This is a genomic window from Streptomyces sp. CA-106110, assembly GCF_050936285.1.
GTDB lineage: Bacteria > Actinomycetota > Actinomycetes > Streptomycetales > Streptomycetaceae > Streptomyces.
Genome location: NZ_JBNJNB010000001.1, coordinates 8,458,017 through 8,484,471 on the forward strand (window position 1 = coordinate 8,458,017; position 26,455 = coordinate 8,484,471).

Sequence of the window (26,455 nt, forward strand, 5' to 3'; positions counted from 1 at the left end):
TTGGGGAAAGAGACGGGCGGGACCGCTGATCGTAGTGGGAACGGGGCCGCCCGCATGTAGGGAGGTCACGGGAATGGCAGAACAAGTGATTTTCCTGCCAGTAATTTGAACCTTGGATGCACATTATTTACGCTGGCGGCATGCGGCTGTTGCGCTCCACCGACCTGGCGTTGCGCGTCCTGATGAGACTCGCCGTCGCAGGCGAGACCCACCCCACGACCCGAGAGGTCGCGGCGGCCATGGACGTGCCCTACACGCACGCCGCGAAGGTCGTCGCCGAACTCCAGCACATGGGGCTGCTCGAGGCGCGGCGCGGCCGGGGCGGCGGGCTCACGCTCACCGAAGCCGGGCGCAAGGCATCGGTCGGCGGTATCGTGCGCGCCTTCGAGGGGGACGACGACGTCGTCGAGTGCGAGGGTGCCACGCCCTGCCCGCTGCACACCGGGTGCCGGCTGCGCGGCGCGCTCCGGCGGGCCCAGGAGGCGTTCTTCGCCTCGCTGGACCCGCTGACGATAGAGGACATGGTCGCGGCACCGACGGGACCGCTGCTGCTGGGCATCTCCCGGATGCCCTCCTCCTGACCGGTTCGCGGACCGGCCGGAGGTTCCGTCAGCCCTGGGCCAGCCAGAGGTCGGGTCCGAACACCTCGTAGTGGATGTCGGCGGGTGCCACGCCCTTCTCGAGAAGCTGGGTCCGGACGGCCCGCATGAAGGGCAGCGGACCGCACAGGTACGCGCGCGTGCCCGAGGCGACCGCAACCCGGGAGAGGTCGACACGGCCGGTCTGCGCGGACTGCGGCGCGTCCTGCTCGTACCAGAAGTGCACGGCGGCGTCCTCCAGTTTGTCCGCGAAGCCTTCGTGGTCGGCGCGCAGGGCGTGCACGGCGGGGGAGCGGTCCGCGTGCACGACCGTGACCGGGGAGCCGTGGCCGGTGCGGGCCAGCTCCTCCAGCATGGCGATCATCGGGGTCACGCCGATGCCGGCGGAGGCGAGCAGCAGGGGTGCCTCGTCCGCGTCCAGGGCGAGGTCGCCGTACGGAGCGGACAGCTCCACGGTGTCGCCCTCCTCCACGCGTGCGTGCAGGTGGCTGGAGACCTCCCCGTCGGGGCCCGCGTCGCCCTGTACGCGCTTGACGCTGATCTGCCGCAGCGGTGAGCCGGGCGCGGCGGAGAGGCTGTACTGGCGGATCTGCCGGGCGCCGTCCGGCAGTTCGACGCGGACGGAGACGTACTGGCCGGGGCGGAAGTCCGGGACGGGGCCGTCATCGGCCGGGCGCAGCTGGAAGGTGGCGACGTCCGCGGTCTCCTCGACGCGCCCCATGACCCGCCAGGTCCGCCAGCCGGTCTGCCCGCTCGCCTCGTACAGCCGCTTCTCGATCGCGATCAGTGCGTTCGCCATCAGCCAGTAGACCTCGTCCCAGGCGGCCGCCACCTCGGGGGTGACCGCGTCGCCGAGCACCTCCACGATGGCCGCGAAGAGGTGCTGGTGGACGACCTTGTACTGCTCGGGCGCCACCCCCAGCGAGGCGTGCTTGTGGGCGATGCGGCTCAGCATCACGTCGGGCCGCTCGTCGGGGTGGTCCACCAGATACGCGGCGAAGGCGGCGATCGAGCCCGCCAGGGCCTGCCGCTGGGTGCCGGCCGCCTGGTTGCCGCGGTTGAAGAGGTTCCGCAGCAGATCCGGGTGGGCGGTGAACAGCCCGTCGTAGAAGCGCTCGGTGATCTCCGGGAGTGCGGCGCCGACCGCGGGGAGGGTGGCTTGGACGGTGGCGGCGGACTGCTCGGACAGCATCGGGACTCCTTTGCGAAGGGTGGTTGCGGCCCCTTGGCCTCTCCAGCACGGTAATAAAAGTTGCATCTGAGATGCAAATTAAGAACGAGGTCGAGCGCACGGGGCACGCCATTACGCAGGGGCCGACGAGCAGGCAAGATGGGCGGCAGAGCGAGGCATCCGCTCATGCGAGGCGTTCAGTCCGAGGCCGGACGGTCGATCAAGGTCCGCAACGCGCACGAAATGGTGCTGTGGTGGGATGCTCAGGTGCCCGACCGCCTCCCGCGGAACCGGCGACAGGCGGCCTGACCAGCAAGGATGGGGAAGCTGAAGATGGACAAGCAGCAGGAGTTCGTGCTCCGCACGCTGGAGGAGCGCGACATCCGGTTCGTACGCCTGTGGTTCACGGACGTGCTGGGCTTCCTCAAGTCCGTGGCCGTGGCGCCCGCCGAACTCGAGCAGGCCTTCGACGAGGGCATCGGCTTCGACGGCTCCGCCATCGAGGGCTTCGCCCGGGTGTACGAGTCCGACATGATCGCCAAGCCGGACCCGTCGACCTTCCAGGTCCTGCCGTGGCGCGCCGAGGCCCCGGGCACCGCACGGATGTTCTGCGACATCCTCATGCCCGACGGATCCCCGTCCTTCGCCGACCCGAGGTACGTGCTCAAGCGCGCCCTCGCCCGCGCCTCCGACCTGGGCTTCACCTTCTACACCCACCCGGAGATCGAGTTCTTCCTGCTGAAGGACCGGCCCCTCGACGGCACCCGCCCGACCCCGGCCGACAACTCCGGTTACTTCGACCACACCCCGCAGAACGTGGGCATGGACTTCCGCCGCCAGGCGATCACCATGCTGGAGTCCATGGGCATCTCGGTCGAGTTCTCCCACCACGAGGGCGCGCCGGGCCAGCAGGAGATCGACCTGCGCTACGCGGACGCGCTGTCCACCGCCGACAACGTCATGACCTTCCGCCTGATCATGAAGCAGGTGGCGCTGGAGCAGGGCGTGCAGGCCACCTTCATGCCGAAGCCCTTCTCGGAGCACCCGGGCTCCGGCATGCACACGCACCTGTCCCTGTTCGAGGGCGACCGCAACGCCTTCTACGAGTCGGGCGCCGAGTACCAACTCTCCAAGGTCGGCCGCTCCTTCATCGCGGGCCTGCTCCGGCACGCGGCGGAGGCCTCGGCGGTCACCAACCAGTGGGTGAACTCCTACAAGCGCATCTGGGGCGGCTCCGAGCGCACCGCGGGGGCGGGCGGCGAGGCGCCGTCGTACATCTGCTGGGGCCACAACAACCGCTCGGCCCTCGTCCGCGTCCCGATGTACAAGCCGGGCAAGACCGGTTCGGCGCGGGTCGAGGTCCGCTCGCTCGACTCCGGCGCCAACCCCTACCTGGCCTACGCCGTCCTGCTGGCCGCCGGCCTCAAGGGGATCGAGGAGGGCTACGAACTCCCGCCGGGCGCCGAGGACGACGTGTGGGCCCTGACGGACGCCGAGCGCCGCGCGATGGGCATCGAGCCGCTGCCGCAGAACCTCGGCGAAGCGCTCGCCCTGATGCAGCGCAGCGATCTGGTCGCCGAGACCCTCGGCGAACACGTCTTCGACTTCTTCCTGCGCAACAAGCAGCACGAGTGGCACGAGTACCGCAGCGAGGTCACGGCCTTCGAGCTGCGGAAGAACCTTCCGGTGCTGTAAGCGCAGGTCAAAGGACATAGGCCAACAAAAAGCCGTGGGGCCTACGACCAGTCGTCGTAGGCCCCACGGGCTCTCTTCCGGCTCTGGGCCGTCTACGGGCCGTCTGGCGCGGAGGCGGCGTCATACATGCCGTCCACGGCTTTCCGGGTCCGTCCCTCGCTGCTCGGCATGAGGTGCGTGTAGACCCTCAGCGTGAACCCTGGGTCACTGTGCCCGAGGTACGTGCTCAGCGCCTTGATGTTCTCGCCGGCGTCCAGGAGCACGGACGCGTAGAAGTGACGCAGCGCGTGCATACCGTGTTCACGCGCTGCTACGTGACGCTGTCCGGGCGTTCGGGCGGGGATCACGCCAGCCGTGACAAGCGCGGGCTTCCAGACCCGCGCATTGAAGTCGGTCCGCCGCACGGCGCCGACGCCATCGGACCGAGTGAACAGGAGCCGCTTGGTGACGAGCGGGCCGTCAGGGCGGAGCCACGGCAGGGTCACGGGGACGGGTGGGAACTCCTCCATGTGCCGCTTCAACGCTCGAGCGACGCGACCGGGCAACGGGACGTCGCGTTCCTTGTTCCGCTTCGGCGGGCTGAACACCAAGCGCCCATTGGCAACCTTGACCTGATAGGCGACGTGCATCCATCCATCGTCGAAACTGATCTCGTCTTCGGGCAGGCCGAAGATTTCTCCCTGCCGGAGCCCGCACCCGCCGCCAAGGTCCACGATCGCTCGGTAGCAGGCAGGGAGAGCGAAGCGGACCGCGAACGTGCGCTCCACGGTCCAGGGCACGACGCGGCGCTTTGACGGCTCAGGTGCGCGCACCGAACGGGCATGACACGGGTTCTTCGGGAGGTGACCATCGTCCACGGCCGCGTTCAGAATGCTGGAGACGCTGTTGTAGATCACCCGCCGGTACGGCGACGACGGCACGGCCCTCTGCAGCTCGCTCAGCCAGTCCCGGATGTGGCTGGGTTGGAAGGACCCAAGCGGGCGGGAGCCAAGATACGGAATCGCATGCTTGCGGATCTGGACCACGACGGATGACTGCGTGGTCATGTCCGTGCTCTGGCTGTCGAGCCACTTCTCCGCGTACTGCCGGAAGGTGGTCCGGCTGGCGGCTGGGTCGACATATTGCCCGCGCGACATGTCCGCTTCGGTCTGCGCGAGCCACTGCTCAGCCTGGCGCTTCTGTCGGTCAGGGAAGCTCTTGGACTTCTCGGTACCGTCTGGCCCGATGTAGCGGGCGCGGTAGCGGAGGCCGATTCCGTGGCGGTCGGTCTTGACCCTCACAAGTTTGCCGTCGGAGCCGGTCTCGACCTTGTACCAGCGGTCTTGAATGTGCCCGGCCATCAGGCAGCCTCCTCCATCAGGTCGTTGACCCAGGCGCGTACGTCTTCGGGGTCGTAGCGAAGATGGCGGCCGACGCGGAAGCCGCGGGGACCGGTGCCCTTGCGGCGCCACTGGTAGATGGTCTCGACGGGGACACCCAGGAGATCGGCGAGGTCCACAGGCGTCAGGTAGCGATTAGGCAGCGTGCGCCTCATGCCCACTCCTCCTCGTCGTCCTGGTGGTCGAGTTCGGCGATCGCTTCGCGTGCGATCTCTCGGTTCAGTCGGATGTCCTTTGCGATCGAGGCCGCCAGCCAGGACTCACCCGGGGTGTGCCCCTGTCCCGCGTAGGTCCAGTGAGCGAGGATCAGGGTGGAGCCCTCCGTGTCGTTGAGATCTTCCGAGAGCCCGCGTTCACTGCGTTCCTGTCGGGCGCGGTAGTCGGCGCGCACCTGGCGCAGCGCGGTCAGGGTGGTCGAGTAGCGGCGGGATTTGGTGGAGAAGTGGCCGCGGAAGCCGAGCATGTGAGCCCAGCGGGCGAGCAGCCGGTCCGGGTAGGCGTCGTCCAGGTTCCAGCAGGCCTCGATGAGCCGTCGGGTGTGCGCGGGCAGGCCGGGCAGCTTGTCCAGCTCCGAGAGCTCCCCGATGCGCCGGTCTACCGTGCCGGTGGTCTCGGCCGCCTTGGTGGCGTACTTGGCGACGTACGAGGCCACGGCCTGTTCCGTCAGCTCCTCATGCCCCAGGGCGCCGATGGGCTGCACGTCGACCTGCGTCCCCCACCGCAGCGTCCGCGCGGGGAAGTCCCCGGCCGCGGGCACCGGTACGGAGACCCGAGCGGCGGCGGCGCGGATCGCGTCGTCCAGGAGCGCGATCGTGGCCCAGGCCGGCGGGGAGCTGTCGGGCCCGTCGGGTCCGTCCAGGCGCACCACGGCGTGGAAGTGCACAGCGCCGCGCTTTTGGAATTCGGCGACCTTGCCGAAGGAGACCCGGCACACCCCTTGCAGGGCGGACTGCGTGAGGCCCGCGCGGGTGGCGATCTCCCGGCGGAGGTAGATGGTGAAGCGCCGCCACAGGTCCCCGGCGCGGTTGTTCCACAGCACGGCTCCGGCGTAGTCGTACCGCTCCGGGTCGAGTGCTGTGCCCAGGGCGGGGTCATCGTCGGCGTGCTGGGTGCCGCACCGGCAGCGGCCGGTGTCGGTGCGGTTGTGGACGGGGCCGAACGAGGGCGCGGTGAGGGTGGCGAAGACGCGGGGGTGTTCTCGAACGGTGGCGGGGATGTCCTTGCGTTCGTCGCCGGTGATTCCGGCACGGATCAGGTGGTAGGTGTCGCCCGCGTAGGTCCAGGCGCACGAGGGGCAGCGGGAGGCGCGCCGGTTGCCGCAGGCGACGCGGAGCCGTCCGCCCGGCTCACGCTGGGTGCTGTAGGAGTACAGGACGTCGCCGGTCTTGGCGTCACGGGTCACCGTCTGGCCCACCAGGTGGATCGGGTTGGAGCAGCCGCCGGTGCGGCGGACCTGTTCTTGCCAGCGGTCGAAGCCGGGCGCGTTGGCCACCCGCAGCAGGTCGGCGAGGGTGAGGGGGTCGGTGCCCAGGGAGGCCGCAGCGCTGGCCACGGCCTCCGGGGCGACGGGGAAGACCGTCACGCAGCCACCTCCACCAGGACCACGGGCGAGGCAGGCGACGCCGACGCGCCGAAGGTGGGATCGGCCGGGCAGATGAGGTCACCGTCATGGGTCAGGACGCTCAGCCCGTCCACCGGGACCCGGACCCAGCCGGACGCGTGCACACGGCAACCGGGACACGCGGTCGGACGGTCCAGGAGATCGAGGCAGGAGGGGAAGAGGCTCATGCCGCCACCGCCGCTTCGAGCTGGGCCGTCAGGTTCGACACCAGGTGTTCCAAGGCGTCGATGCGGTCGGCGAGCGTCGCGTTGCCGGTAGCGGTGAAGCCGAGGTCCTGCGGCGTGGCCCGGAACAGGGCACAGAGGAGAACCTGGTAGGTCTGGCTGGGCCGGTTGACGCCGTTCTCCCAACGGGACATCTGCACCTTGAGGGAGCTCTCGGCAGCCACCTCCCAGCCCCAGCTCTCGGCCAGCAGGCGTAAGGCCCGCACGACCTTCTGCTGCGACCAGCCACGAGCCACCCGAGCGCGGCACAGCGGAGTGTCCGAAGCCCGAAGCGCGCTACGCGAGGGCTGTACTGGCGGCGCGGTCACGTCGGTCAGAGGTGTGATCACGGCGGGGCTCATGCCTCCACCCCCGCTTCCACGACCTTGGCGCCGCCGCAGGTGGGGCACCAGATCTGGAACTCGCTGGTGTCGTAGCCAGTGCCGCCGCAGTCCAGGCAGTTGATCCAGTTCCGGTCCGCGAAGTAGGCGCGGCAGAACTCCGTGTCGGCGCAGCGCGGCTCCGCGCACACCGGGCAGCAACGACCCGACGTGGAACGGCGGATGGGCTCGGGACGCAGGGCCGGTAACGGCAATACCGGCGCCATGTGCGGTGCGGTCAGCGTTGCGGGCATGATGGAGACTCCCTTCGTGGGACGAAGGAGGGCGGCGGCTTGCTTGGCGGTAGGTGCGCCGCCCTCCGGAGTACGGCCTGTGGCCGCATGACTTAGCTTGCTATATGGCAGACTAGATCACAAGAGATAGTGCGGCATACGCTGTGCTATGTCGCTGCGCTCGGTACTCTCGGCGCATGACGGTTGAAGCCCACGACCCCAGGCCCAAGAAGGTGCAGATCGCCGACGCCTTGCGCGAAGAGATCGCAGCACTGCCGGCGGGGCACCGGCTCGCGTCGCTGCGCGAGCTGGCCGACCGGTTCAAAGTCACCACGGTGACGGCGGGCAACGCGCTCAAGGTGCTCGCGGATGAGGGCGTGATCGTCTCGGTCCCAACCCGGGGGTACTTCGTGCAGTCCCCGCCGAGCGCTGGCGAAGCCGGACAGACTGCCGGCGAGCCGGTTAACCGAGATGAGATCAACGCCATCCACTCCGAGATTCAGCAACTTGCTGCCCGAGTGGCTGAGTTGGAGAAGCGCGCCCAGTTCCCGAGCAGTGCCTGACTGTTGATCCACCATGCGTGGCGAGCCGTGGAGGCACTAGGGACAGGCCTGGTGTCACCGGGGGACAGCCTTGGTGCCACCCCCCTGTCACCCCCCGTGTCACCAGCTCTCTGAATGCCAGACTCGAAGGCAGGCACCCGACGGGAGGGCAGCACATGAGTGACGAACGGCCAGCATGGGCACGACGGCTTTCCTCGGAGCGCGAGGCCCGGCAGTGGTCACAGGCCGAAGTGGTGGCCGCGCTGCGGGCGCACGCACCGAAGCCCCTGCCCGAAGGCTCCAGCATGGTCCGACAGTGGAAGCGCTGGGAGTCCGGTGAGGTCATGCCGAGCGACTTCTACAAACCGATCATCGCCGCCACCTTCGGCACCGTCACCCACGCGATCTTCCCCGTAGCCGGGCAGCGAGACGGAAATGCCGAGATCGTTGCCGTCAGCGGCATGGAAACGCTCGACATCATCAGCAGGTTGCAGGCGTCCGACGTCGACAACGCCATGCTGGACGCGCTCCGCATCACGGCCGATCGGCTGTGCTCCGAGTACGCCTATCTGCCAGGTGCTCAGCTGGCTGCCGAGGGTAGGCAGTGGCTCAAGCGAGTTGCCGGACTCCAGTCGCAGCGGCTCACGCTCGCGCAGCACCGCGAAGTCCTCACCCTGTCCGGGTGGCTCGCGCTCCTGATCGGATGCGTCGAGTACGACATGGGCGACCGGGGCGCGGCCGAGAGCACGCGGAAGGCAGCCCTGTCTTTAGCGGATGAGTCCGGTAACGCAGAGATCGCCGGTTGGGCTCACGAGATGCGTGCCTGGTTCGCACTGACGACGGGCGACTACCGCGGAATCCTCGCTGCCTCGCAGGCCGGGGCGGAAGCCGCGCAGGGTCATGGCGTAGCCGTGCAGCTCGCCGCCCAGGAGGCGAAAGGGTGGGCGCGGCTGGGCGACCGCCGACAGACTGAGGTGGCGCTGGACCGGGGCCGCAAGCTCCTCGAAGGGATGCGGTATCCCGAGAACCTCGATCACCACTTCGTGGTGGACCCGGCGAAGTTCGACTTCTACGCCATGGACTGCTACCGGCTCCTTGGGGAGGACCGGTTCGCCGAGAACCTCGCCCACGAGGTGATCCGAGCGGGCACCGACTTCGACGGGTCCGAGCGATCGCCGATGCGCATGGCGGAGGCAAGGATCACCCTCGGCGTGGTCGCTGCACGGCAGGGAGACGTGGACCAGGCGGTGAACTACGGCGAGTGGGCCTTGAAGGGCGACCGGCAGTCTCTGCCGTCCCTGCTCATGGTCAGCCGCGAGCTGGCAGCCATCATCAACCGAGACTTCTCCACCGAGCCCACAGGCCGTGACTACCTCGATCACCTGACAACGCTGAGCCGTCCCAGCTAGGCGGTGTCTCTCCGATCCGGTCCGTTCCTCAGCGGCGGACCAAGCAGAACGGATGCCCCGCCGGGTCGGCATAGATACGCCAACTCCGCCCGCCCGCACCACCGTCCAACACCCTCGCGCCCTGGGCCAGTACCTGCTCTTCAGCCTGGTCCAGGTCCGTAACGCCCAAGTCCAGGTGAAACTGCTGTGGACGGGTTGGGTCCGGCCACAGCGGCGGCTGGTAGCCCACTGCCCGCTGGAAGGCCAGGACGACACCGGACACCGTGTGCAACGTCGCCCAGTCGTCACTCAACGCCCACCGCCGATCTGGCCGGTTGACGGTGCCACCAAGGATCGACTGGTAGAACGCCGCCAACTCCATCGGCTCGGGGCAGTCCAGCACCACACACTGCATGTCCGCGATCACGGGCCGATCCTAGGCGGGCCTCACTGCCGACTCACAGCAGCAAAGATCAGAGACACCACCCATGTCGAGTCTCAGTTGATGGCTGACGGGTTGGCGTCCGGTGATGCTTGACGTCTGCCCTAGCTACTGTAGTTGGCCTCGCGGCACTGCAAGCTACCGGCTCGCTCGCCTGCGGCGACGGTGCCTGGGTAGCGACGCAGTGCGTCGAGAAGAGCCTCGCTGGGAGCAATTGTCGGCCGGCCCGCGCGATCCCACGGGCCGACCGTTGCGGCGTCTGGGGGACGAATGCGGGTTCAGTGGTTGGACGTCACCTGGAAGCAGGCCACGTCATACTGCGATACGGACTTGGGGTTGTTCGAGTTTTGCGGCTGTTCTCCTGCATAGACCGTTCCGGCGTGGCCGTCCGGGTTGAACGGGGAACCGGTAGCCCCGGTCGCCTGACCTGGCGTCATCGTGGCGTTTTCCTTGCCGCACGTCTGTGATGGCTGGCCCGTACCTGACGGGTTGGGTGCGGCGGACACTGCACCGCCGATCGCTACGAGCGTGACCGTGAGTACGGCACCGCTGGCACAGAGCACGGCGCTACGCGCAAGGGTTCGCATGTCCTTCTCCTCGTGTTGTGAACAGTCCGGAGCTAAGCCCGCGCCAATGCGCATGCCCGGGCTCGCGAGCAGCCGACGTCACGGAACGATCAGGCCGGCCGGGCAGGAGTGTATGACCGACTTGGAGGCCTTTATGGGAATTAGCGGAGATTGCAGGTGATTCGGACGCGTCGATCACCTGCCCGTAGCCAGTCCTTTGCATCGTGGTCAAAGACCAGCGAGACGAACAGGCCGCCGAACGGGGCCGTCTCGACCACGCTCAGCTCCACTAACACCGGCCTCGCCCCGCCTCCACGACAGCAGTCGCAGACAGCAAAGCCGAGGACGGAACCGTCAAGCATCAAGTGACGTCAACGCGTTAAGCATCAAGCGAAGTAGGACAGAGAGACACCACCCAGGGCGTTACAGGTTTCTCTACCTCATCAAGCGCCCGTCGTCGCTTCGCTCCTCCGGGCGGGCGCGGGCGGCCGGCGGCGCCCGCGCTCATGTCTCCGCCCCGCTCGGCACCGCCGGCCGCCCGCGCCCGCCCAAGAGGCAGGCACAACAGGGCATGAGGTCAGAACACGTCGTGGCTGGGACGGTCGGCTCCACGACTTTAGCCAGCCACTTTGGCGCGAGCCTCGAAGATCATGGCCCCAACGTTGTGCTTTACCGGGCAGGTCCACAGACTGCCCGACGCGCCGGAAGCTTACGGGGCCATGATCACTCGCGCCAAAGCAGCTCCAGGCCAAAGTCGCTACGCCGACCTCGTGCATGCCACGTACCCCTTGGTTCGCGTCGGGTACCGTGCCGAGCGCTCGGTTCTCGGAGGGGCGGCGCAGGGGGTCGGGATTGCGTGGGCTAGGTATGACGGTGCGAGCGCTCTGGGTGCTCGGCGAAGTGCTTCTGTGCGTAGTCGTGATCATCGCGATGCTGTTCGATGCTCTTGAGTTCGCTGAGAGCTACGGTGCGCCAGCGCCCTACACGGGCCAAGAGGACGAGAAAGCGAACGCCGTTTGGGTACTTCTGGTCGTGGTCATCCCTGGTGTCTTGCTGACTGGTGCCTTGCTTTGGGTGGGGATGCGCACAAGGCGCAGGTGGCGGGCATCCACCAATGAGGGACTCTGTCGGGGATCTTGAGATTTCTTGATCATTTCCCTTGGCGCCACCAGCGGGGCCGGGGCAGTTCGTGTTCGTCGAGGTACTGCTGGAACGCCGTCGGTGAGCGGGGCCGGTAGGTGGTGTCGGTCGGTTCCTGGGTGCTGAGGCGCTCGATGTTGACGGCGATCGCGGTCAGGACGTGCTGGACGTGGGTCTTGGACACGCCGCGGTAGCGACAGCGGCGCATCTGGTGGCCGTTGACGAGCTCGTTCATGGTGCCCTCGATGCCGGAGCGTGAGGCGTAGAGCCGCTGCCACTGCGCGTCCTGTTGATCGGCGCGGTTGCGGGCCTGGAGCTCATGCAGGTGTCGGGGGAGGAAGTTCACGGTCCGTGCCGCCCCAGAGGTGCACGAAGACTTCTCGGGGCATGGCCCGCACTGCCGCTTGTCGAACCGGACCACCGTGTAAGGGGCCATCGCCGGAAGCTCGTTCCAGTTGCCGCTGACCTGGCCGTTGGGGCAGGTGACCTCGCGTTGGTCGAAGTCGATGATGAAGTTCTCCCGGGCGAAACCGTCGCCGGTTTTGTGCTGCCGGGAGTTGTCAGTCTTGACGGGGCCGACCATGGTGACGCGGTGGGTGCGGGCGGCGGTGTCATGGAGTACGACGGAGGTGTAGCCGCTGTCGACGAGGTGCTCGGCGGGCAGCAGGCGGCGTCGCCCCAGCCGGGTGTGGATGCCGGGCAGGGCCACACTGTCGCCGGTGGGGACGGTGGTGGCCACATCCGTGATGACGTTGACACTGCCTTCGTCGCAGGTCTCGGTGGCATGCACGACCGCATCGCAATAGGTAACCCGGGGTCGGGTCGGAACTGGTGGACGGGATCGAGTGCCTGATGGTGATCTTGTCGGCGCCGATGCGGACTTCCTTGACCACCGCGCGCAGGACGCGCTGACGTTCGAGGACCGAGGTGGTCCGGGCGCTCTCACGCAGCCGGGCCAGGAAGCCCTCCAGGTTCTCGGCGAGCCTGAGGTAGGCCTGCTGGTCGACGAGCTGGGCGGCCAGGGCCTCCAGCTGGCCGTGCAGGTTCTGTCGCTGCGCGCGCAGCGCGGGAATCCGCGCGCGCAGTTCGTCCCGCGTGATCAGGTCCTCCTGATAGGCACTGATCAGGCGACTGATGGCCGCGTCGACGGTAGCGATCTGCCGGTGTAGCCGCTCCTGGTGGGCTCGGACCGGGTCGGCGTCGCGCATCCGCTCCAGTCGGCGGTCCAGCTCGGCGCGGACCAGTGCCGGGTTGGCGAGCAGGGCGATCACGTGCTCCCACACCAGGTCGTCGAGGCCGTCGGCGCGCAGGGGGCGGCTGGAGCAGACGCGGCGGCCGCCGGGCAGCTCCCAGCCGTTGGTGCCCGGGCAGCGGTAGTAGTGGTACTTCTTCGGGCCGGGGCCCTGCGAGGTCCGGGTGTAGGCGTATCCGCACAGGTCACACACCAGCAGCCCCTGCAGGAGGGCCGGCTCCTTGGTGTTGCGCGGGGAGAACTTCGCGTTCTGTGCCAGCCGCCGTTCCACCAGCGCAAAGACCTCCTCGCTGACCAGCGCGGGCACCGGGATCTCGATCCACTCCTCCCGCGGCCGGGCAATCACCCCGGCCTGTGCCGACACGACGCGTCCGGCCTGCCGCGAGGTCCGGTTGAGGCGCGGCGGATCGGGCGCGGTCTGGGTCTTGCCGAAGCAGGCCCGCCCCGCGTAGGCGGGGTTGCGCAGCATGCGGCCCAGCGTGCCGGCGTCCCACTCGGACCTGCCCTGCGGCGAGGGGATCCCCTCGGCCGACAGCTCCCGGGCCAGGGCCCGCATCGAGATCCCGCCGGCCGCGTACCGGTGGAAGATCCGCGCCACCACCGCGGCCTCGGCCTGGTCGACCACGTAGGCGGCCGCTCCGTGCTCCGCCCGGGACAGGTACCGGTAGCCGTAGGGGGCCCTGCCCAGGACGCTGGCCTGCCCGGAGCGGGCCCGGTGCAGCTTGCCCCGGCGGGTGCGTTCGGCGATCTGGGCCCGCTCATACTCGGCGATCACGCCCTGGACCTGCACCATCAGGGCCTGCTCCGGGGTGTCGGCCTCGGGATTGCGGATGAACACCAGTTCGGTGCCGTTCTTGGTGAACTCCTCGACGAGCAGCACCTGGTGGGCGTAGCTGCGGGCGAGCCGGTCCGGGGCCAGGCAGACCACCCGCTCAACCAGCCGCTGGGCGCTCAGGTCCCGCAGGCGCTCCAGCGCCGGCCGCACCAGGGTCGATCCCGACCAGCCGTCGTCGGTGAACACCCACTCCTGGGGGATCTCCCAGCCCTGCATCCGCGCGTGCTCGCGCAGGCAGGCGACCTGGCTGTCGATCGTCTCGTGCTGTTTTTGACGTGCCGAGGACACGCGGGCATACAGCGCTGCGTGGATCATGGCCATCACTCCGTTGGCCTGGGCGAATAGCGCGGCCCCGCACGGGGACCAGGATCTGGTAGGCGGCGGCGAGCTCCACCGCGCCCAGCCGGTCGAAGACGAACTCGACCGTGACCTGTGGGTGGTCCATCGATGCCCCCAGCCGGTGGTGAACTCACCGCACACGGCCCGATGCCGGTGGGACATCGTCGAGGCCACCACCCGCCCTGCGACCGTAGCGCCGCACAGGTCAGCCGTCTGCGGCTCTCGGCGATCGGGTTCGCAGCCCGGCGGTCACGCCCGTGATGATCTGGAACTCGAAGTTACCTTTTACGTTGTAGGCGTCTGCGCGAGATAGCCGGTCCAGGTCCGGTGTCCGCGGCGCGTGTAGCGGGCCTCGAGGTCGTAGGCGACTCGAGGCGCCGGCCGGTGGGCGGCAGACCGTCCTTCTCGGCTCGCGGACGCAGCCGGCCCCGGGCATCGACGAGGAAGTGCTGGACCATGATCTGCCGCAGTGCCTCCATCGCGGGTCCCGGTGCTGTGCCCGGGCGGTGTCTGCGGACGCGTTCGAGAAGCTCGGCGGCGTCGGCGCCCGCCTGCTTGAGCCGGGCGGCCGGATGACTGGGCTTGCTGGCCAGACGGACCTGCCGTCCGTAGCGCAGCGCCCACTCCTCGGTCACCAGGCCGTCGAGGATCTCCGGGGCGGTGCGGGCGCACTCCTCCAGCGCGGCGCGGACGGTCTCCAACACCAGCTCCAGCCGGGTCAGTTCGCGCACGGCGGCCCGAAGGTAGGTGGAGTCGGTACGCTGCCGTCCGCGCGCCTTGACCAGCCCCGCTTCCTTCAGCCGGGCCAGTGCCAGATCGAGGAGAGCGTCAGCACGGTTGTCCTGGGCCAGCCGGTCGCGGAAGTCGGACAACACGCTGTGATGGAAGCCGGGATCGTCCAGCTCAAGCGCGAGAGCGTACTTGAAGTCGATGCGGCAGCGGACCGCCTCCGCAGCCTGCCGGTCGGAGAGGTTCAGCAGGAACTGCAGCACGCTCACCGTGGCGAGCTGGGCCGGCGACAGGCCAGGCCGCCCATCCCGTGGATACCAAGCGTCGAAGTCCTCGTCGCGCCATAGGCCGTCCAGCCGGTCCCGTACCCATATCGCAGTCGTACCACGGGGGTTGCTCGCCCGTGCCACCTGCGCAGTCGCGGGCGGGACTTGCTCACCAGAACGGGGGCGGAGAGACACTGGCTCACCTCATGTACGGCAGTCGACCTTCGAAACCAAGCCGAGCCTGCCCGACGACCATGCCCTTCCGCCTGGGAATCTCAAGATCCCCGACAGAGTCCCTCAATGACGATCCCGCCTCCAGCCCGGCTCGAAGGCATCCTCAGTGGCGATGGGTGGAGGCCGGGTTGGTCAGCGCTTGCCGGCCCAACCGCTTCCGCCCCCCTGCGATGTACAGAAAACTTGACATCATGTCGCTACTGTTTGACACTGCCCGTGTCAAGCTTTCTTTACATCGGGAGCGGCAGTGACATTCGAAGAGAAACGTGCCTGGATCATGGTCCTGGTCACGGTCGCGTCATACGCGGCGTACCTGGGCGTCGTCCTCGGGCGGCATGAAGGAGCGGCGCCGCTGGCGCAGACGTCCTATGCGTCCCCGCTGCTGTGGACCGTCGGTGCGGCGATCGTCACGCAGATCGCGCTGAACATCACGGTGGCGATCGCGTCTCCCGAGGGCGCGAACACCAAGGACCAGCGCGACCGGGAGATCCACCGCTTCGGCATGTACATCGGGCAGTCGTTCATCGTGATCGGCGGCGTGGCCGGACTCGTCCTCGCGATGGTCCGCGCCGATCAGTTCTGGATCGCCAACGCCATCTACCTGGCGTTCGTCCTGTCGGCGATCCTGTCATCCACGGCGAAGATCGTCGCCTACCGGCTGGGCTTCCACCCGTGGTGAGGCCGACCAGGGTCACCAACACGATCCGGGCGCTGCGCTTCGCCCACGGCGAGATGACCCAGGCCGAACTCGCCCGCCGCATCGGCGTGACCCGCCAGACCGTCATCGCCATCGAACAGGGCCGCTACTCGCCCACCCTGGAGATGGCCTTCCAGATCGCCCGAGTGTTCGGCGTCCCGCTCGAAGAGGCTTTCCAGTACCCCGGAACAGATGAAACCGGCGAAATCGAGGGAGAGAGCAAGTGAAGGCCATCGTCCAAGACGCTTACGGACCGCCCGAGGACCTGCGTGTCGAAGAGATCGCACAGCCGGAGCCCGGTAGCGGCGAGGTGCTCATCCAGGTCCGGGCGGCATCGGTAGACCCGGGCGTCTGGCACCTCACCACGGGCCAGCCGTATCTGCTGCGCGCCCTCGGTTTCGGGCTGCGGGCGCCCAAGGCACGCGTCCGGGGCATGGATGTCGCCGGACGGGTCAAGGCCGTCGGCCCGGACGTCACCCGCTTCCAGCCGGGCGACGAGGTGTACGGCACCTGCGACGGATCGTTCGCCGAGTACGCCTGCGCCAAGCAGGACAGGCTCGCCCGCAAGCCCGGCAACGCCGGCTTCGAGCAGGCGGCCGTCGTCCCGGTTTCCGGCTGCACAGCCCTCCAGGCGCTGCGCGATGTCGGGCGACTGCGGTCCGGGCAGAGTGTCCTCGTCATCGGCGCCGGGGGCGGCGTGGGGACCTTCGCGGTGCAACTGGCCAAGGCCCTCGGGGCCGGCCATGTCACCGGTGTCTGCAGCGACGCCACAGCGGAGCTGGTCCGCTCCCTCGGCGCCGACGAGGTGATCGACTACTCGCGTCAGGACCCCAGCGACGGCACCCGCCGCTACGATCTCGTTCTCGACATCGCCGGCAACCGCCCCCTGGCCCGGCTGCGCCGCGTCCTCAGCCCCGGCGGGACGCTGGTCCTGGTCGGCGGTGAGGACGGCGGGAAGTGGTTCGGCGGCATGGGCCGGCTCCTGCGAGCGCTGCTGCTGTCTCCGTTCACCGGCCAGCGCCTCCGCGGCTTCTTCTCCACGCAGAGCCACGACGACCTGCGGCTCCTCGCGGAGCTCATCGAGGCGGGCGCGATGACCCCCGTCATCGACCGGACCTACCCGCTGGCCGACGTCCCCGAGGCCATCGGCTACCTGAGGAGCGGCCGCGCACGCGGGAAAATAGCCGTCAGCGTCTGACGGTGAGTTTCGCTCAAAGTGGGTGCCCGGCCAACGCCATGACTCCGAGAGGGAACGACATGCCAGTGTTGCGACAGGCCCGCGTCTCCGACCACGGCACGATCGTCGCATGCGTGCAGCAGTGGTCGGACATGTTCAACCTCGTCCTCCGCCCAAACCCGGCACTTGCCCCTCGGTCGGTCTATGAGACGAAGGCAGCGCGATGGCGCGAGCAGTGGCCCGAGCTGAGAGTGATGGACTGGCCGGCCACAAGCAGCGCCACGGTCGCCGCCGAAGGCGTACAGCAGCGAAATACCGCAACCACAAGAACCGATCCCGTCCGGTAGCGACCTCGAAGGCGCTTGGTGCGACCGGTATGACCGTCAGCAACCGATCCACATAGAGCGACGGATCGGAAGTTCCTCGTGCCACATCCGTGCCAGATCCAGAGGGGAACCACGGGAAAAGCGGTGGCCGGCGGGGGACTGGTCCCCTGTCCGCCTACGTGGGCATTTCGCAGGTCAGAGCCGCACTCACCTCACCTCGCTCCTAAAGCGGGTGTCGCACACCGCCCCGCAGCCGATGTCCAGCACCCAACGCGCGTTGAACGCGCGCACGACACCGATATACGAATCCAGATCGCTACGGTCGGAATCGAGCGGATCGCAGATCGCATCCACCCGCGGAAGATCTCGTCAGTCATGCAGTAGAAGGCACACGGGGCACACGGAAGGGGTGCCCTCCCCCAACAGCGGAAGGGCACCCCAAGGGCGGTCAGCGGTGACCGTAGCGGTCGTGGCCCCAGCCGTGGTTGCACCGGTCGTCACGGTCGTGGTTGCCCCAGCGGTCGTGGCCCCAGCCGTGGTTGCACCGGTCGTCACGGTCGTGGTTGCCCCAGCGGTCGTCACGGTCGCCGCGCCCGTAGTCACCATGGTCGTCACGGTCGTGGTTGCCCCAGCGGTCGTCACGGTCGCCGCGCCCGTAGTCACCATGGTCGTGACCACGGTCGTACGTGACATGAGATACCACCGAGGGCGCATAGGTTGCGGCGCTGGCGCCAGTGGCGCCGCCCAACAGGACGGCGGCTGCGACGCCCAGTGCGGCGGCAAGACGGGAAACCCGCATTCCGTGCTCCTTTCACGGCAGGTGCCTGATGCGCCCGCCTGGTCGGACACATCAATATCTACAGCCGAAATGTCACGTTGAGTCAGAATTCAAGTTAAAGACACCTTTTTTGATGGTATGTGTCGAGTTAGGAGCCGGCCAAGCCCGCTCCCAAGGGCATGCCCGCATCTTCTAAGCGCCTGGTCGGGTTGGGCGGGTGAGTGTCTAACTGCGTGACAACGCCGACGCACAGCGGCGAACAACCGCAGACGTCTCCGGACCGTCACAACAAGTGAGAGACGTACCAGCCCGAGGTCCAGCGCCCAGCGAAGTTCGTTCGGGACGAAGAGTCGCGTGCCGCAGACGTGCCCGATCAGGGGTCAGTCCCGGCCGCTGAGCCGACTCGCCGGACGCCATCGCTCGCCGAGATCTGGAGGGTCGTCAGCCGGCCGCCTTGGCGATGATGCGCTCTATCTCCCCTCGGCTGAAGGCCCGCAGAGTCGTGGAACGAACGTTGCCTACCCCATCGAGCTGCAGGAGTGCTGCCGTGGCAGTTTCGTCGTCGGGCGCCTCGACGATGGCCACGAGATCGTATGGACCGATGGTCCAGTAGATACTCAGGAGCTTCGCCCCGAGCTTCTGTACCGCTGAGCCGAAGGTCTCGGCGCGCTTCGTGGTGTCCTTGTAGTTTCGAACCCCCTGATCGGTCCAGCTCAGCAAGGCGATGTACGTGGGCATGTTCTTTCACCTTCACGAGGAGACATATCGTGAGGTCAAGCCTGGACATCTGCGCGGGCGCCGGCACGAGGTACACACCCGAACGGGCAATACGAGCGACCACGGCATCAAGAGCAGGCTGACATCTATGGCTGACATCAACGACAGCGGACACCACCGGATGGCCGCGGTTCTCGGCGGAGTAGGCGCAGTCATGCAGACGTGGCGATCCAGGGCCGTGGCTGTCGCGGGATCGAACTCCTAAGCGGGTGTCGCAGGTCCGAATCCTGCCCAGAGGACCCCGTGCACGCGACCCATAGGATTTTCTGCTTCGCCCTTTGGACCACGGCGGACGACGAGCCGCGATACGGGAGTTGAGCAGACGCGCGGCCCCCGCCACGACCGCGGCCGGGCCGTCCCTGGGCCGTCCGAGGCCGACCAGCGCTGACAGACGTTGATAGGTGGCCACGGCATCTTCGCAGGTCGAAGCTGCATCGAGCCCCAGAGCCCCACGTCGACGTAGCCGTATCCCACTTCCTGCGCAACAAGCAGCACGAGTGGCACGAGTACCGCAGCGAGGTCACGGCCTTCGAGCTGCGCAAGAACCTGCCGGTGCTGTAAGCGCAGGTCAGGGCGGGTTTCCCGGTGAGACGCATTGGGGCCGACGGTCATGGACCGTCGGCCCCAATGCGTCTCACTCCTGCTGGGCCCTAATCGAACTTCACGTACTTGAAGACGTGCCCGAACTCACCGGGACCGATGGTGCTCTGGACTGCGCCCGCACAGCCGCTGGACTGGTACGAACGAACCGTACGGTTCGTGTTGTTCGCCGCGTAGAACGGAGCGTTGCTCCCGACCAGGGAGTAACAGCGGCCCGACTGCGGGGAGGACAGCAGTCCGTCCATCGCACCCACTCCGGAGGTGCTCCAGGAGAAGTCCCCGTCCGCTGCCTGCGCGGGCGCCGGCAGCAGCGCCAGCAAAGCGGCCGCCAGCAGCCCCGGGCCTGCCGCTCGCATGACCTTCACGCCATTCATTTCCACAGACTCCAGTCTTCTCGATTATTTCTCATGCGATGCGCCGACGTGGAACATGGAATTGAGAATCCAATTCCCAAAGCGCGCTTCGGATTGCTTGCTGAGATGACTGGGGCCGTAGACGGGCACCCCGGAGATCTCTTTCGGGCATTGATTCAGATCGTTGCAGAGTTGGTGGTGGGTATCCAGGTAGTGCACCCGGGGATACTTCTTACTGAATTCCAGAAGAATCCCCGAGTATGCGACCGTCACCGAGCCCGGGTAATACGGGCCAGGCCATCCGAGAAGGTACACCGGGGTCCGCCTTCGGGAGAGGATCCGGATGGCCTTGTCGAGACTGGTGACGAACTTCCTTCTCGCCTTGTCGTCGAGAATCGTCACCGGCTTCCCGCCCGGGTCGATCGGCTGTGCCATCGTGTCCATCTGAACACTCAGCAGAACCACGTCCGGTCGCACCTTGTCCATCAGGGAAGGCCACTCGATCTCCCAGTTCGGACAACTTGTGACACCCGTCTTGTGCTGAACGCGGATCCCGCAGCCGCCTTTCGCGGCATCCGTGACGTGCCCCTTTCCGGCAAGGACCGCGGCAATCCCGTAGGCCGTGGCCATCCCCCAGGAATCCCCGACCACCAGCACTTTCTTCCCTTCCGCGCCCGGCAGGAGGGTGGAGTCGCCCCACGGGGGGAGGCCGGTGTTACGCAAGGCCGGGGGTGTGTCACGGAGCAAGCATGGAGTGGAGTAGCACGGAATGTCCGAGCGCGTCGTCTCTTGAGTGATCCCGGGGGTGCCACCACTCAGGCACCCGAAAACACTGGTCGCCAGGCACAGGGAGATGCCTTTCAGTACGTGAAACGCGGGCATTTTTGCCGGCCCCTCCAGGGAAGTAAGTACACCGTTCACCAGAAGATTTCGAGAACTCAGCGGATCAGAACGTACTGGGGAGAAGCGGCTGGGCGACTGCCCAACACGGCGAGGTCAGAGGGCATTACCCTCGATTGTTCTGCGGCGTGACGGCCTCGCCATGGGCGGCTGTCTGCCCGTTATGTCCCGTGCCGTGTCGGGGTGGGCCGTCGCATGACGCTGCGGGGGCGTCGGGTTCCACGGACCCGAGGGTGGTGCGGGTCTTCTCCTTCCTGGTCCTCGTCGGGGTGGTGACCAGCCGTCAGGGGGCGACCGGGAGTTCGGTGGTGCGCTGCCAGGCGGTGGCGAACGCGGCCGCCCAGGGCCAGGTGCGGTCGAGGTGGAGGGTGCGTCGGCGGGCATGGGCGGTGAGGCGGGCGGGCAGGTGGTACAGCTTCATCCGGATCGTCTCCGGCTCGGCACCGGCCAGCTCCGGCTCGTCATGCAGGAGGAGGAGTCGCATCCAGGCGTCGAGGTCTGCCGCGAGGGCGGCGGCCAGGATCCAGGCGGCGTTGAGCTGCCAGGACTTCGAGGGCAGCAGGGCGAGCCCGACCCGCTTGATTGCTTTCACGCGGTCCTCCACCTCAGCGTGATCGCGATACAAGGCATCGACGAACCACATCTGCCCGGAGGCTGGCACCCCGGAAAGCCCGTGGTGGGCGGGGATGTTGGTGGCGATGATCTGGTAGCGCCAGCCGGTGCGCTTCTCGAAGGCGGTCAGCTTCTTCGCATCCCGGCGCGAGGGTTTACCCGGCGCACGATCAGCCGCATCCCCTCGGGCCAGCCGGTCAGGTCGCGCACCCCGGTCAGCTCGGCGACCTGGTAAGACAGCCACTCGCCGTCGGGGCCCTTGATCTCGTGCACCTGGCCGTCCTGCCGCAGCGCGCAAGTCCACACCTGCTCGGGCAGCAGCGCGATCGCCCGCTCGTCCGCGGTGTTGATCGCCCAGCCGGTCACCCAGCGCACGCGGCGCCGGCTGGTGGTCAGCGCCTGCAGGTGCTCGAGGAGGGCGTGGCTGAAGGCCGCACCGTCGATCCGGATCAGCAGCTTCGACCATATGGGCAGCGGTAGCTGGCGCAGAGCTGCGGCCAGGACGCTCTTGTGGTCGGCGACGTCGTTGGCGGCGGCGTTGCCACACCGCAGTAGCATCGCCGCGCACTCGCGGGTATTGGCCACCCACGCCCCCAGCGGATGATGCCCATAGCTGCCTTTGAACGTGCCGGCCGCCCCCTCCTTTCGGCTGCTGCAGGTCACGATGGTCGCGTCGAGATCCAGGACGTACCAGCCGGCCAGCTCCCGCCCGCACACCGAGATCCAGGGAAAGCCCCCGGGGCGCAGGGCGAGCATCGTCCACACCACGCGTCGTATCGCAGCGCGGACGCGCTCAACCCGCGCCGCCGCCGGGCCGTCGATCGCCTCCAGGGCGCGGCGCAGGGTGCTGTCTGAGATCGGGCGCGGGAACAATCGCCGCCAGTGGTGCTGGAGTTGTTCGGCCTCCAGGACGTTGGTGGCGCCGAGCATGATCGCGCAGGCGAGCATGACCAGGGCCTCGCCGCGGTCACGCCAGCCCGGCCCGGTTCCCTGGGGCAGGGCTCGGGCCAGGGCCGTGGTCAGTCCGGTCTTGTCAGCGATCCTGCGCAGGAGCACGACGCCGGCGTGCCCCACGAGGTTGCGGTCGTCGGCCCGCACGCCGAGCCGGTGGTCCCAGCGGGTACTCTTCACCTTCCGGGTGCCTCTTCCTCGCGACGCTCTTGATCTAGGCAATCCAGATCATCGCAGGTGAGAGGCACCCTTCTGCTGTCAGGGCGTCAGTTCCACTTCATAGCTGAATACATGAGGTTACACCTGATCGGCCCCAGGTGGCCGGAAGACTGCCACCGGACGATGTATCGACAACGGGCGTGCCGGAACTTCACGCCGGCGGCCGGACGACTGACTTTCTGATCGGCAATCCGATTGCTTCCGAGTCGACGCGGGGTGTCGTTCCGTCTGATTGCAGCGCTTGCACACACGGACTCCACAAAATGCCGTCCGACGGTGACGGACTCCCGAGAATCCAGGGGACCATCGCGGTGCGAGGAAGAATTCGCCAACTCGGCGCCGCTCTCATCGTCGCTCCGCCGGCGCAGATGTGGGCGTGCGGGGGATGGATCCAGCTCACCCTGATCGGCCTGGCGTCTCCGGCTCGGTGCCCATGTCTCAAAGGCGGGGCCTGAGCGCCCGTCAGGAGATGTACGCGGGCGAGACCGCCGCGCTGTCCATGCGCCGCGGCTTGCCTGTGCCGTCGGCCGGTAGCTCGTAGAGGTCCGCCCCGTAGTCGCCGGGCAGGGTGTACACGATCGTGTGCCCGTCCCGCCAGACCGCCTGGTCGTCCACGCTGCGCGGCTCCGCGAGCGGGGTCTCGCGCAGTGTGCGCAGGTCGAGGACGTACAGGTGCCAGGGCGCGTCCTTGGGGAGGCCCTTCACCCGTTTCTTGAAGGCGATGCGGGTGCCGTCGGGGGACAGGGAGGGGCACTCCACGTTGCTGTGGAGCGTGGTGACCGTGCGGGCCCGCAGGTTGCTGCGGACCAGGTAGGTCGTGCCCTTCGTCGCCAGTGTCGCGTAGAACGTGCGGTCGTCGGCCGCGAAGGTCACCTCCCAGAAGTTCACGTCCGCCGCCCGGTAGGTCCTGCCGTCCTTGATGACGCGGTACGCCTCAAGCGAGGGGGTCAGCACGCCGGTACGGGTGTCCACGATCGCCGTGCGGGTCGAGAAGTTCGTACCGGCGTACGAGTCCCCGCCCACGAAGACGGTCCAGGCCGCGTAATGGCCGCTGGGGGAGACCCGGGCGCGGGAGGGGATGCCGGGGACGTCGTAGTGCGCCCTTTCGCGCAGGGCCGTGTCGAGGATCAGCGCGCGGTAGGTGTCCGAGACCGCGCCGTGGACGGCCTGGAGGCACACTCCGGTGCCCGAAGCGGCGTAGAAGCGCAGGCACTTGACGCCCGACGCCGTGCGCGGGCCGGCGGGGTCGGTGGCCGGGACCGACGCGAGCTCGTCGCGGTGCGGGCCCCACGCCAAGTTGCGGAACACCAGGCGGCCGGGCTCCGTCAGGGTGACCGTGCCGGAGGCGACCCGGGGGCCGCCCGCCTGGGGCTGGTTTCTGCGCTCGGCCCGCGCCGAGGCGTGCAGCACCGAGGCCGTGGCGACCCCCGCCAGCAGCACCAGAGCCGTGAGCAGGACCAGGATGCGGGTGTGTGCCGTCATACCGTGCCTTCCGTGCGCACAGGAGCCCTGCCGTGGGGGCGCAGGGACAGAGCGAACGCCGCGCAGACGGCCAGCGCCGCCGTCGACGTCATGAGTGCCGTACGGTCGCCCCACAGCGTCCAGGCCGCTCCGAACGCCAGCGAGCAGGAGAAACGGGCCAGCGCCTGGCCCGTCTGCACAAGAGCGAGACCGGACGAGCGAAGGGCTTCCGGGACGCTGTCGGACGCCGCCGCCATCAGCACACCGTCGGTCGCCGCGTAGAAGCCTCCGTGCAGGGCGAGCACGAGATAGGGCAGCGCGGTCGAGTGCCAGGAGGTGAGCAGCAGGGCGTACGCCAGAAGCAGCGCGCCGTGGCCCGCGAGGAAGATCCGCCAGCGGCCGACCCGGTCGGCGAGTCGTCCCAGCGGCACCGCCAGCAGCAGGAAGGCCGCCGCCGTGCCCAGCGGCAGCAGAGCGAACCAGCGGTCGGGCACGCCGAGGCGCCGTTGCAGCAGCAGATAGACGAAGGAGTCGCTGACCGTCGCGAGGCCCAGCAACAGCGCGCAGACCGTGATCCGGCGCAGATCGCGGCGGCGCAGGAGGGCCAGGGCGGCGCGGAGGGTCGGCCGGATTCCGTCGCCGGGTTCCGTGCCGCGGCCGCCACCCGGTACGAACAGCACCAGCACCAGCACGCCCACGACGGCCACGCAGAAGCTCACCGTGAACACCGTGTCGTACCCGTCCACCGTGGCCCGCAGGATCAGGAAGGCCACGAGCGGGCCGAGCAGCGCGCCCGCCGTGTCCATCGCGCGGTGCACTCCGAAGGCACGACCACGGGTCTCCGGCGTGCTGGACAGGGAGATCAGCGCGTCCCGGGGCGCCGTGCGCAGGCCCTTGCCGGTGCGGTCGGCGGCCAGGACCAGGCCGATGGGGGTCAGGGAGTGCGCCAGCAGCAGGAGCGGTTTGCACAGCGCCGAGATGCCGTAGCCGAACCCCGCCACCCACTTGTGCCGGCCGTTGCCCCGGTCGGCGAGATGGCCTCCGGCCAGCCGTACGAGCGCGGAGAAGCCGTTGTAGATCCCGTCCAGGAGCCCGAAGCCCAGCGGGGAGAGGCCGAGGCCCGCCACCAGGTACAGCGGGAGCACCGCCGTGACCATCTCGGACGAGACGTCGGTGATCAGGCTGACCGTGCCGAGCGCGAGCACCGTCGGTGCGACCGCGGACAGGCGCCGCCCGGTGGAGGACCGGACGGCGCCGTCCGCGGACACCGGCGCCGGGTTTCCGGCGCGGCTGTCCGCGACGTACATCTCAGGACGTCCAGATGCCGGTGATGTCCTTGGCGGAGGCCGCGTTGCCCGCGTGCGTCGTCAGGCCCTGCGTGTCCTCCAGGGTGCGCAGCAGGTCGTAGTAGTTGTACGTGGTGGAGCTGCTGGACCCCGCCGCCACCTGTTGGCCGTACAGGACGGTCGGGATGCGGTTGCCGCTGAGCCGGTTGTCCTCGTCGAAGGTGACGACGAGCAGACTGTTGTGGGTCTTGGCCCACGTGGTGTATGCGCCCAGGTTGTTCTTCAGCCAGGTGTCACCGGTCGACACCGAGCAGTCGTGCATGTCGCTGCACAGGTTGGGGACCACGAAGGACAGCTGAGGCAGCGTGGAGTAGTCGGTGGGGAACTGCGCGAAGGTCTTCGCGCTCGACGTGGGCACGTTGCTGAAACCGAACCAGGGGTTGTGCTTGCGCGCGTAGTTGCCGCTGCTGCACGTGGTCGAGCCCTGGCTGGGCAGCGTCTCGTTGTAGCTCCCCCAGCTCCGGCCCGCGGCGATGAGCTCCGAGGCCAGGTTCCGGGCGGAGGAGAAGCCGGGCGTGTAGCAGCTGTCGTCCGTGATGCCCTGGGTGGAACCGGAGAACAGCGCGAAGTAGTTGGGCTGGCTGGGGTGGGTGATGGCGTACGACTGGGTGAGGTTGGCGCCGCCGCTCTTGAGCGAGTTGATGTACGGGGCGCTGGAGGAGCCGATCACCTGGCTGTACGCGTGGTTCTCGAAGACCACGACGACCACGTGGTCCGGGCTGGGGACGGCGCCCGCGGCGTGCGCGGGGGACTCGCCGCCGAGCCCGGTCCACAACCCGATCGCCGCCGCGGCGAACGCCGCCGCGGACGCCACGACGGCACGGCCGCGGCGGTACAGGGAACTGCCGGACACTTGGACCTCCGGTGGGGGGAGGGTACGGGGCGGCGGTGCGCACAGAGCATGCACACGCCAAAATGCCCGTGGTCCACGGTGCCTGCCCCGGCGGGTGAAGAGCGGGTGAATTGCTATTTCGCGGCCGGCCCCGTCGGTGTCCCGAGGCGGGCGTGGCTCCTTCGGCGGCCTCCGCCGGGCTGGGGCACACCGGTCGGGCCTTCCGCCCGCGCCTACGGCTTCGTCGGCCCCGTCCGGTTCGGGCGCATGTACGGTTGCGCTCTGCGCCACCCCGGAGGCGCCGCCGCGGTCCGGGCGCGGCACCGGTCCCGTATCGTCCGGCACCGCACGGCGCCCCCGGCCCGCACTGCGGTTACGCTCAAAGTCTCAGGACCTTGATCCAGGGCGGGAG

Annotated in this window: 30 protein-coding genes and 1 pseudogene; 9 read left to right on the top strand and 22 right to left on the bottom strand. The window is 68.4% G+C overall.

Features of this window, described 5'->3' with window-relative positions; translation table 11 throughout:
• Positions 1–140 precede the first annotated feature (140 nt).
• Positions 141–581, top strand: a complete 441-nt coding sequence (locus ACQEXA_RS39035) for an RrF2 family transcriptional regulator (protein WP_432926959.1) — start codon at positions 141–143, stop codon at positions 579–581.
• A 28-nt stretch (positions 582–609) separates the two neighbouring features.
• On the opposite strand, the gene ACQEXA_RS39040 is transcribed toward ACQEXA_RS39035, so the two are convergent.
• Positions 610–1,791 carry a globin domain-containing protein gene (locus ACQEXA_RS39040; protein ID WP_432926957.1) on the bottom strand — a complete coding sequence of 394 codons (1,182 nt, stop codon included), beginning with the start codon at positions 1,789–1,791 and terminating at the stop codon, positions 610–612.
• A gap of 312 nt (positions 1,792–2,103) precedes the next feature.
• Here ACQEXA_RS39040 and ACQEXA_RS39045 point away from each other — a divergent pair, with 312 nt between their 5' ends.
• The gene (locus tag ACQEXA_RS39045; RefSeq protein WP_359393438.1) at positions 2,104–3,465 is read left to right on the top strand and encodes a glutamine synthetase family protein; all 1,362 of its coding nucleotides are present in this window, start codon (positions 2,104–2,106) and stop codon (positions 3,463–3,465) included.
• A gap of 92 nt (positions 3,466–3,557) precedes the next feature.
• Here ACQEXA_RS39045 and ACQEXA_RS39050 read toward each other — a convergent pair whose 3' ends face one another.
• The 6 genes from ACQEXA_RS39050 to ACQEXA_RS39075 are packed head-to-tail and all read right to left on the bottom strand — an operon-like array spanning position 3,558 to position 7,302.
• Positions 3,558–4,805, bottom strand: a complete 1,248-nt coding sequence (locus tag ACQEXA_RS39050; protein WP_432926955.1) for a tyrosine-type recombinase/integrase — start codon at positions 4,803–4,805, stop codon at positions 3,558–3,560.
• Positions 4,805–4,999, bottom strand: a complete 195-nt coding sequence (locus tag ACQEXA_RS39055; RefSeq protein ID WP_432926953.1) for a helix-turn-helix transcriptional regulator — start codon at positions 4,997–4,999, stop codon at positions 4,805–4,807. The genes ACQEXA_RS39050 and ACQEXA_RS39055 overlap by 1 nt, the downstream gene beginning before the upstream one ends.
• A complete protein-coding gene (gene repSA / locus ACQEXA_RS39060; RefSeq protein ID WP_433134723.1) occupies positions 4,996–6,396 on the bottom strand; it encodes a replication initiator protein RepSA in 1,401 nt (466 codons plus the stop codon). The genes ACQEXA_RS39055 and repSA overlap by 4 nt, the downstream gene beginning before the upstream one ends.
• A 26-nt stretch (positions 6,397–6,422) precedes the next feature.
• Positions 6,423–6,632: a hypothetical protein gene (locus tag ACQEXA_RS39065; RefSeq protein WP_433132373.1), complete on the bottom strand. Its 210-nt coding sequence runs from the start codon at positions 6,630–6,632 to the stop codon at positions 6,423–6,425.
• A complete protein-coding gene (locus tag ACQEXA_RS39070; RefSeq protein ID WP_433132375.1) occupies positions 6,629–7,018 on the bottom strand; it encodes an XRE family transcriptional regulator in 390 nt (129 codons plus the stop codon). Before ACQEXA_RS39070 ends, ACQEXA_RS39065 begins: the two co-directional genes overlap by 4 nt.
• 8 nt (positions 7,019–7,026) lie before the next feature.
• Positions 7,027–7,302, bottom strand: coding sequence for a hypothetical protein (locus tag ACQEXA_RS39075; protein ID WP_433132377.1), 276 nt, complete (start codon positions 7,300–7,302; stop codon positions 7,027–7,029).
• Between the two features lie 176 nt (positions 7,303–7,478).
• On the opposite strand from ACQEXA_RS39075, the gene ACQEXA_RS39080 reads away from it, so the two are divergent.
• Together ACQEXA_RS39080 and ACQEXA_RS39085 are read left to right on the top strand one after the other, a co-directional pair.
• Positions 7,479–7,844 (top strand): GntR family transcriptional regulator, encoded by a 366-nt coding sequence (locus tag ACQEXA_RS39080; RefSeq protein WP_432926945.1) that lies wholly within the window; start codon positions 7,479–7,481, stop codon positions 7,842–7,844.
• 155 nt (positions 7,845–7,999) lie between these two features.
• The gene (locus ACQEXA_RS39085; protein ID WP_433132379.1) at positions 8,000–9,232 is read left to right on the top strand and encodes an XRE family transcriptional regulator; all 1,233 of its coding nucleotides are present in this window, start codon (positions 8,000–8,002) and stop codon (positions 9,230–9,232) included.
• 28 nt (positions 9,233–9,260) lie between these two features.
• On the opposite strand, the gene ACQEXA_RS39090 is transcribed toward ACQEXA_RS39085, so the two are convergent.
• From ACQEXA_RS39090 to ACQEXA_RS39110, 5 genes are all read right to left on the bottom strand, one after another.
• Complete coding sequence (locus ACQEXA_RS39090) at positions 9,261–9,638, bottom strand: VOC family protein (protein ID WP_432926941.1); 378 nt, start codon at positions 9,636–9,638, stop codon at positions 9,261–9,263.
• Between the two features lie 293 nt (positions 9,639–9,931).
• The gene (locus ACQEXA_RS39095; RefSeq protein ID WP_432926939.1) at positions 9,932–10,240 is read right to left on the bottom strand and encodes a hypothetical protein; all 309 of its coding nucleotides are present in this window, start codon (positions 10,238–10,240) and stop codon (positions 9,932–9,934) included.
• A gap of 1,129 nt (positions 10,241–11,369) precedes the next feature.
• Complete coding sequence (locus ACQEXA_RS39100) at positions 11,370–11,942, bottom strand: transposase (RefSeq protein ID WP_432939091.1); 573 nt, start codon at positions 11,940–11,942, stop codon at positions 11,370–11,372.
• 28 nt (positions 11,943–11,970) lie between these two features.
• Positions 11,971–13,761, bottom strand: a complete 1,791-nt coding sequence (locus ACQEXA_RS39105; protein ID WP_432926937.1) for a recombinase family protein — start codon at positions 13,759–13,761, stop codon at positions 11,971–11,973.
• 302 nt (positions 13,762–14,063) lie between these two features.
• Positions 14,064–14,924, bottom strand: coding sequence for a transposase (locus ACQEXA_RS39110; RefSeq protein ID WP_432926935.1), 861 nt, complete (start codon positions 14,922–14,924; stop codon positions 14,064–14,066).
• A gap of 337 nt (positions 14,925–15,261) precedes the next feature.
• Here ACQEXA_RS39110 and ACQEXA_RS39115 point away from each other — a divergent pair, with 337 nt between their 5' ends.
• From ACQEXA_RS39115 to ACQEXA_RS39130, 4 genes are read left to right on the top strand one after another with little or no spacing between them, the layout of a single operon-like run.
• On the top strand, positions 15,262–15,693 hold the full coding sequence (locus tag ACQEXA_RS39115; RefSeq protein WP_433132381.1) for a hypothetical protein: 432 nt from the start codon (positions 15,262–15,264) through the stop codon (positions 15,691–15,693).
• A complete protein-coding gene (locus tag ACQEXA_RS39120) occupies positions 15,687–15,938 on the top strand; it encodes a helix-turn-helix transcriptional regulator (protein ID WP_432926933.1) in 252 nt (83 codons plus the stop codon). The genes ACQEXA_RS39115 and ACQEXA_RS39120 overlap by 7 nt, the downstream gene beginning before the upstream one ends.
• A complete protein-coding gene (locus tag ACQEXA_RS39125; protein WP_432926931.1) occupies positions 15,935–16,909 on the top strand; it encodes an NAD(P)-dependent alcohol dehydrogenase in 975 nt (324 codons plus the stop codon). Before ACQEXA_RS39120 ends, ACQEXA_RS39125 begins: the two co-directional genes overlap by 4 nt.
• A 59-nt stretch (positions 16,910–16,968) precedes the next feature.
• Complete coding sequence (locus ACQEXA_RS39130) at positions 16,969–17,235, top strand: nucleotidyltransferase family protein (RefSeq protein ID WP_432926929.1); 267 nt, start codon at positions 16,969–16,971, stop codon at positions 17,233–17,235.
• A 186-nt stretch (positions 17,236–17,421) separates the two neighbouring features.
• Here the strand turns inward: ACQEXA_RS39130 and ACQEXA_RS39135 are convergent, their stop codons facing one another.
• The 3 genes from ACQEXA_RS39135 to ACQEXA_RS39145 form a co-directional block, all read right to left on the bottom strand.
• Positions 17,422–17,568 (bottom strand): hypothetical protein, encoded by a 147-nt coding sequence (locus tag ACQEXA_RS39135; RefSeq protein ID WP_432926927.1) that lies wholly within the window; start codon positions 17,566–17,568, stop codon positions 17,422–17,424.
• Positions 17,569–17,662: 94 nt separating this feature from the next.
• Entirely contained in the window at positions 17,663–18,013 is a 351-nt protein-coding gene (locus tag ACQEXA_RS39140) for a hypothetical protein (RefSeq protein WP_432926925.1), read from the bottom strand.
• Between the two features lie 420 nt (positions 18,014–18,433).
• Positions 18,434–18,730: a GYD domain-containing protein gene (locus ACQEXA_RS39145; protein ID WP_432926923.1), complete on the bottom strand. Its 297-nt coding sequence runs from the start codon at positions 18,728–18,730 to the stop codon at positions 18,434–18,436.
• Positions 18,731–19,243: 513 nt separating this feature from the next.
• On the opposite strand from ACQEXA_RS39145, the pseudogene ACQEXA_RS39150 reads away from it, so the two are divergent.
• Positions 19,244–19,330 (top strand): annotated as a pseudogene (locus ACQEXA_RS39150) (glutamine synthetase); the annotation flags it as partial.
• 89 nt (positions 19,331–19,419) lie between these two features.
• On the opposite strand, the gene ACQEXA_RS39155 reads toward ACQEXA_RS39150, so the two are convergent.
• The 7 genes from ACQEXA_RS39155 to ACQEXA_RS39185 form a co-directional block, all read right to left on the bottom strand.
• The gene (locus tag ACQEXA_RS39155) at positions 19,420–19,743 is read right to left on the bottom strand and encodes a hypothetical protein (RefSeq protein ID WP_433132383.1); all 324 of its coding nucleotides are present in this window, start codon (positions 19,741–19,743) and stop codon (positions 19,420–19,422) included.
• 24 nt (positions 19,744–19,767) lie between these two features.
• A complete protein-coding gene (locus tag ACQEXA_RS39160) occupies positions 19,768–20,445 on the bottom strand; it encodes an SGNH hydrolase domain-containing protein (protein ID WP_432926919.1) in 678 nt (225 codons plus the stop codon).
• Positions 20,446–20,905: 460 nt separating this feature from the next.
• Positions 20,906–21,478: a transposase gene (locus ACQEXA_RS39165; RefSeq protein WP_433132385.1), complete on the bottom strand. Its 573-nt coding sequence runs from the start codon at positions 21,476–21,478 to the stop codon at positions 20,906–20,908.
• Positions 21,361–22,365, bottom strand: coding sequence for a transposase (locus tag ACQEXA_RS39170; protein WP_433130486.1), 1,005 nt, complete (start codon positions 22,363–22,365; stop codon positions 21,361–21,363). Before ACQEXA_RS39170 ends, ACQEXA_RS39165 begins: the two co-directional genes overlap by 118 nt.
• Before the next feature lie 501 nt (positions 22,366–22,866).
• Complete coding sequence (locus ACQEXA_RS39175) at positions 22,867–23,886, bottom strand: TolB family protein (RefSeq protein ID WP_433132387.1); 1,020 nt, start codon at positions 23,884–23,886, stop codon at positions 22,867–22,869.
• Positions 23,883–25,172, bottom strand: coding sequence for an MFS transporter (locus ACQEXA_RS39180; RefSeq protein WP_432926915.1), 1,290 nt, complete (start codon positions 25,170–25,172; stop codon positions 23,883–23,885). The genes ACQEXA_RS39175 and ACQEXA_RS39180 overlap by 4 nt, the downstream gene beginning before the upstream one ends.
• A 1-nt stretch (position 25,173) precedes the next feature.
• Positions 25,174–26,064 (bottom strand): alkaline phosphatase family protein, encoded by an 891-nt coding sequence (locus ACQEXA_RS39185; protein ID WP_432926913.1) that lies wholly within the window; start codon positions 26,062–26,064, stop codon positions 25,174–25,176.
• Positions 26,065–26,455: the final 391 nt, after the last annotated feature.

Excerpts from the sequence above, each read along its gene's own strand:
- ACQEXA_RS39040 (WP_432926957.1), bottom strand. The coding sequence starts at position 1,791 with ATGCTGTCCGAGCAGTCCGCCGCCACCGTCCAAGCCACCCTCCCCGCG.
- ACQEXA_RS39180 (WP_432926915.1), bottom strand. The coding sequence starts at position 25,172 with ATGTACGTCGCGGACAGCCGCGCCGGAAACCCGGCGCCGGTGTCCGCG.
- ACQEXA_RS39055 (WP_432926953.1), bottom strand. The coding sequence starts at position 4,999 with ATGAGGCGCACGCTGCCTAATCGCTACCTGACGCCTGTGGACCTCGCC.
- ACQEXA_RS39155 (WP_433132383.1), bottom strand. The coding sequence starts at position 19,743 with ATGAATGGCGTGAAGGTCATGCGAGCGGCAGGCCCGGGGCTGCTGGCG.
- ACQEXA_RS39035 (WP_432926959.1), top strand. The coding sequence starts at position 141 with ATGCGGCTGTTGCGCTCCACCGACCTGGCGTTGCGCGTCCTGATGAGA.
- ACQEXA_RS39145 (WP_432926923.1), bottom strand. The coding sequence starts at position 18,730 with ATGCCCACGTACATCGCCTTGCTGAGCTGGACCGATCAGGGGGTTCGA.
- ACQEXA_RS39175 (WP_433132387.1), bottom strand. The coding sequence starts at position 23,886 with ATGACGGCACACACCCGCATCCTGGTCCTGCTCACGGCTCTGGTGCTG.
- ACQEXA_RS39095 (WP_432926939.1), bottom strand. The coding sequence starts at position 10,240 with ATGCGAACCCTTGCGCGTAGCGCCGTGCTCTGTGCCAGCGGTGCCGTA.
- ACQEXA_RS39075 (WP_433132377.1), bottom strand. The coding sequence starts at position 7,302 with ATGCCCGCAACGCTGACCGCACCGCACATGGCGCCGGTATTGCCGTTA.
- ACQEXA_RS39140 (WP_432926925.1), bottom strand. The coding sequence starts at position 18,013 with ATGCGGGTTTCCCGTCTTGCCGCCGCACTGGGCGTCGCAGCCGCCGTC.
- ACQEXA_RS39085 (WP_433132379.1), top strand. The coding sequence starts at position 8,000 with ATGAGTGACGAACGGCCAGCATGGGCACGACGGCTTTCCTCGGAGCGC.
- ACQEXA_RS39105 (WP_432926937.1), bottom strand. The coding sequence starts at position 13,761 with ATGATCCACGCAGCGCTGTATGCCCGCGTGTCCTCGGCACGTCAAAAA.
- ACQEXA_RS39045 (WP_359393438.1), top strand. The coding sequence starts at position 2,104 with ATGGACAAGCAGCAGGAGTTCGTGCTCCGCACGCTGGAGGAGCGCGAC.
- ACQEXA_RS39050 (WP_432926955.1), bottom strand. The coding sequence starts at position 4,805 with ATGGCCGGGCACATTCAAGACCGCTGGTACAAGGTCGAGACCGGCTCC.
- ACQEXA_RS39100 (WP_432939091.1), bottom strand. The coding sequence starts at position 11,942 with ATGGTCGGCCCCGTCAAGACTGACAACTCCCGGCAGCACAAAACCGGC.
- ACQEXA_RS39080 (WP_432926945.1), top strand. The coding sequence starts at position 7,479 with ATGACGGTTGAAGCCCACGACCCCAGGCCCAAGAAGGTGCAGATCGCC.
- ACQEXA_RS39130 (WP_432926929.1), top strand. The coding sequence starts at position 16,969 with ATGCCAGTGTTGCGACAGGCCCGCGTCTCCGACCACGGCACGATCGTC.
- ACQEXA_RS39065 (WP_433132373.1), bottom strand. The coding sequence starts at position 6,632 with ATGAGCCTCTTCCCCTCCTGCCTCGATCTCCTGGACCGTCCGACCGCG.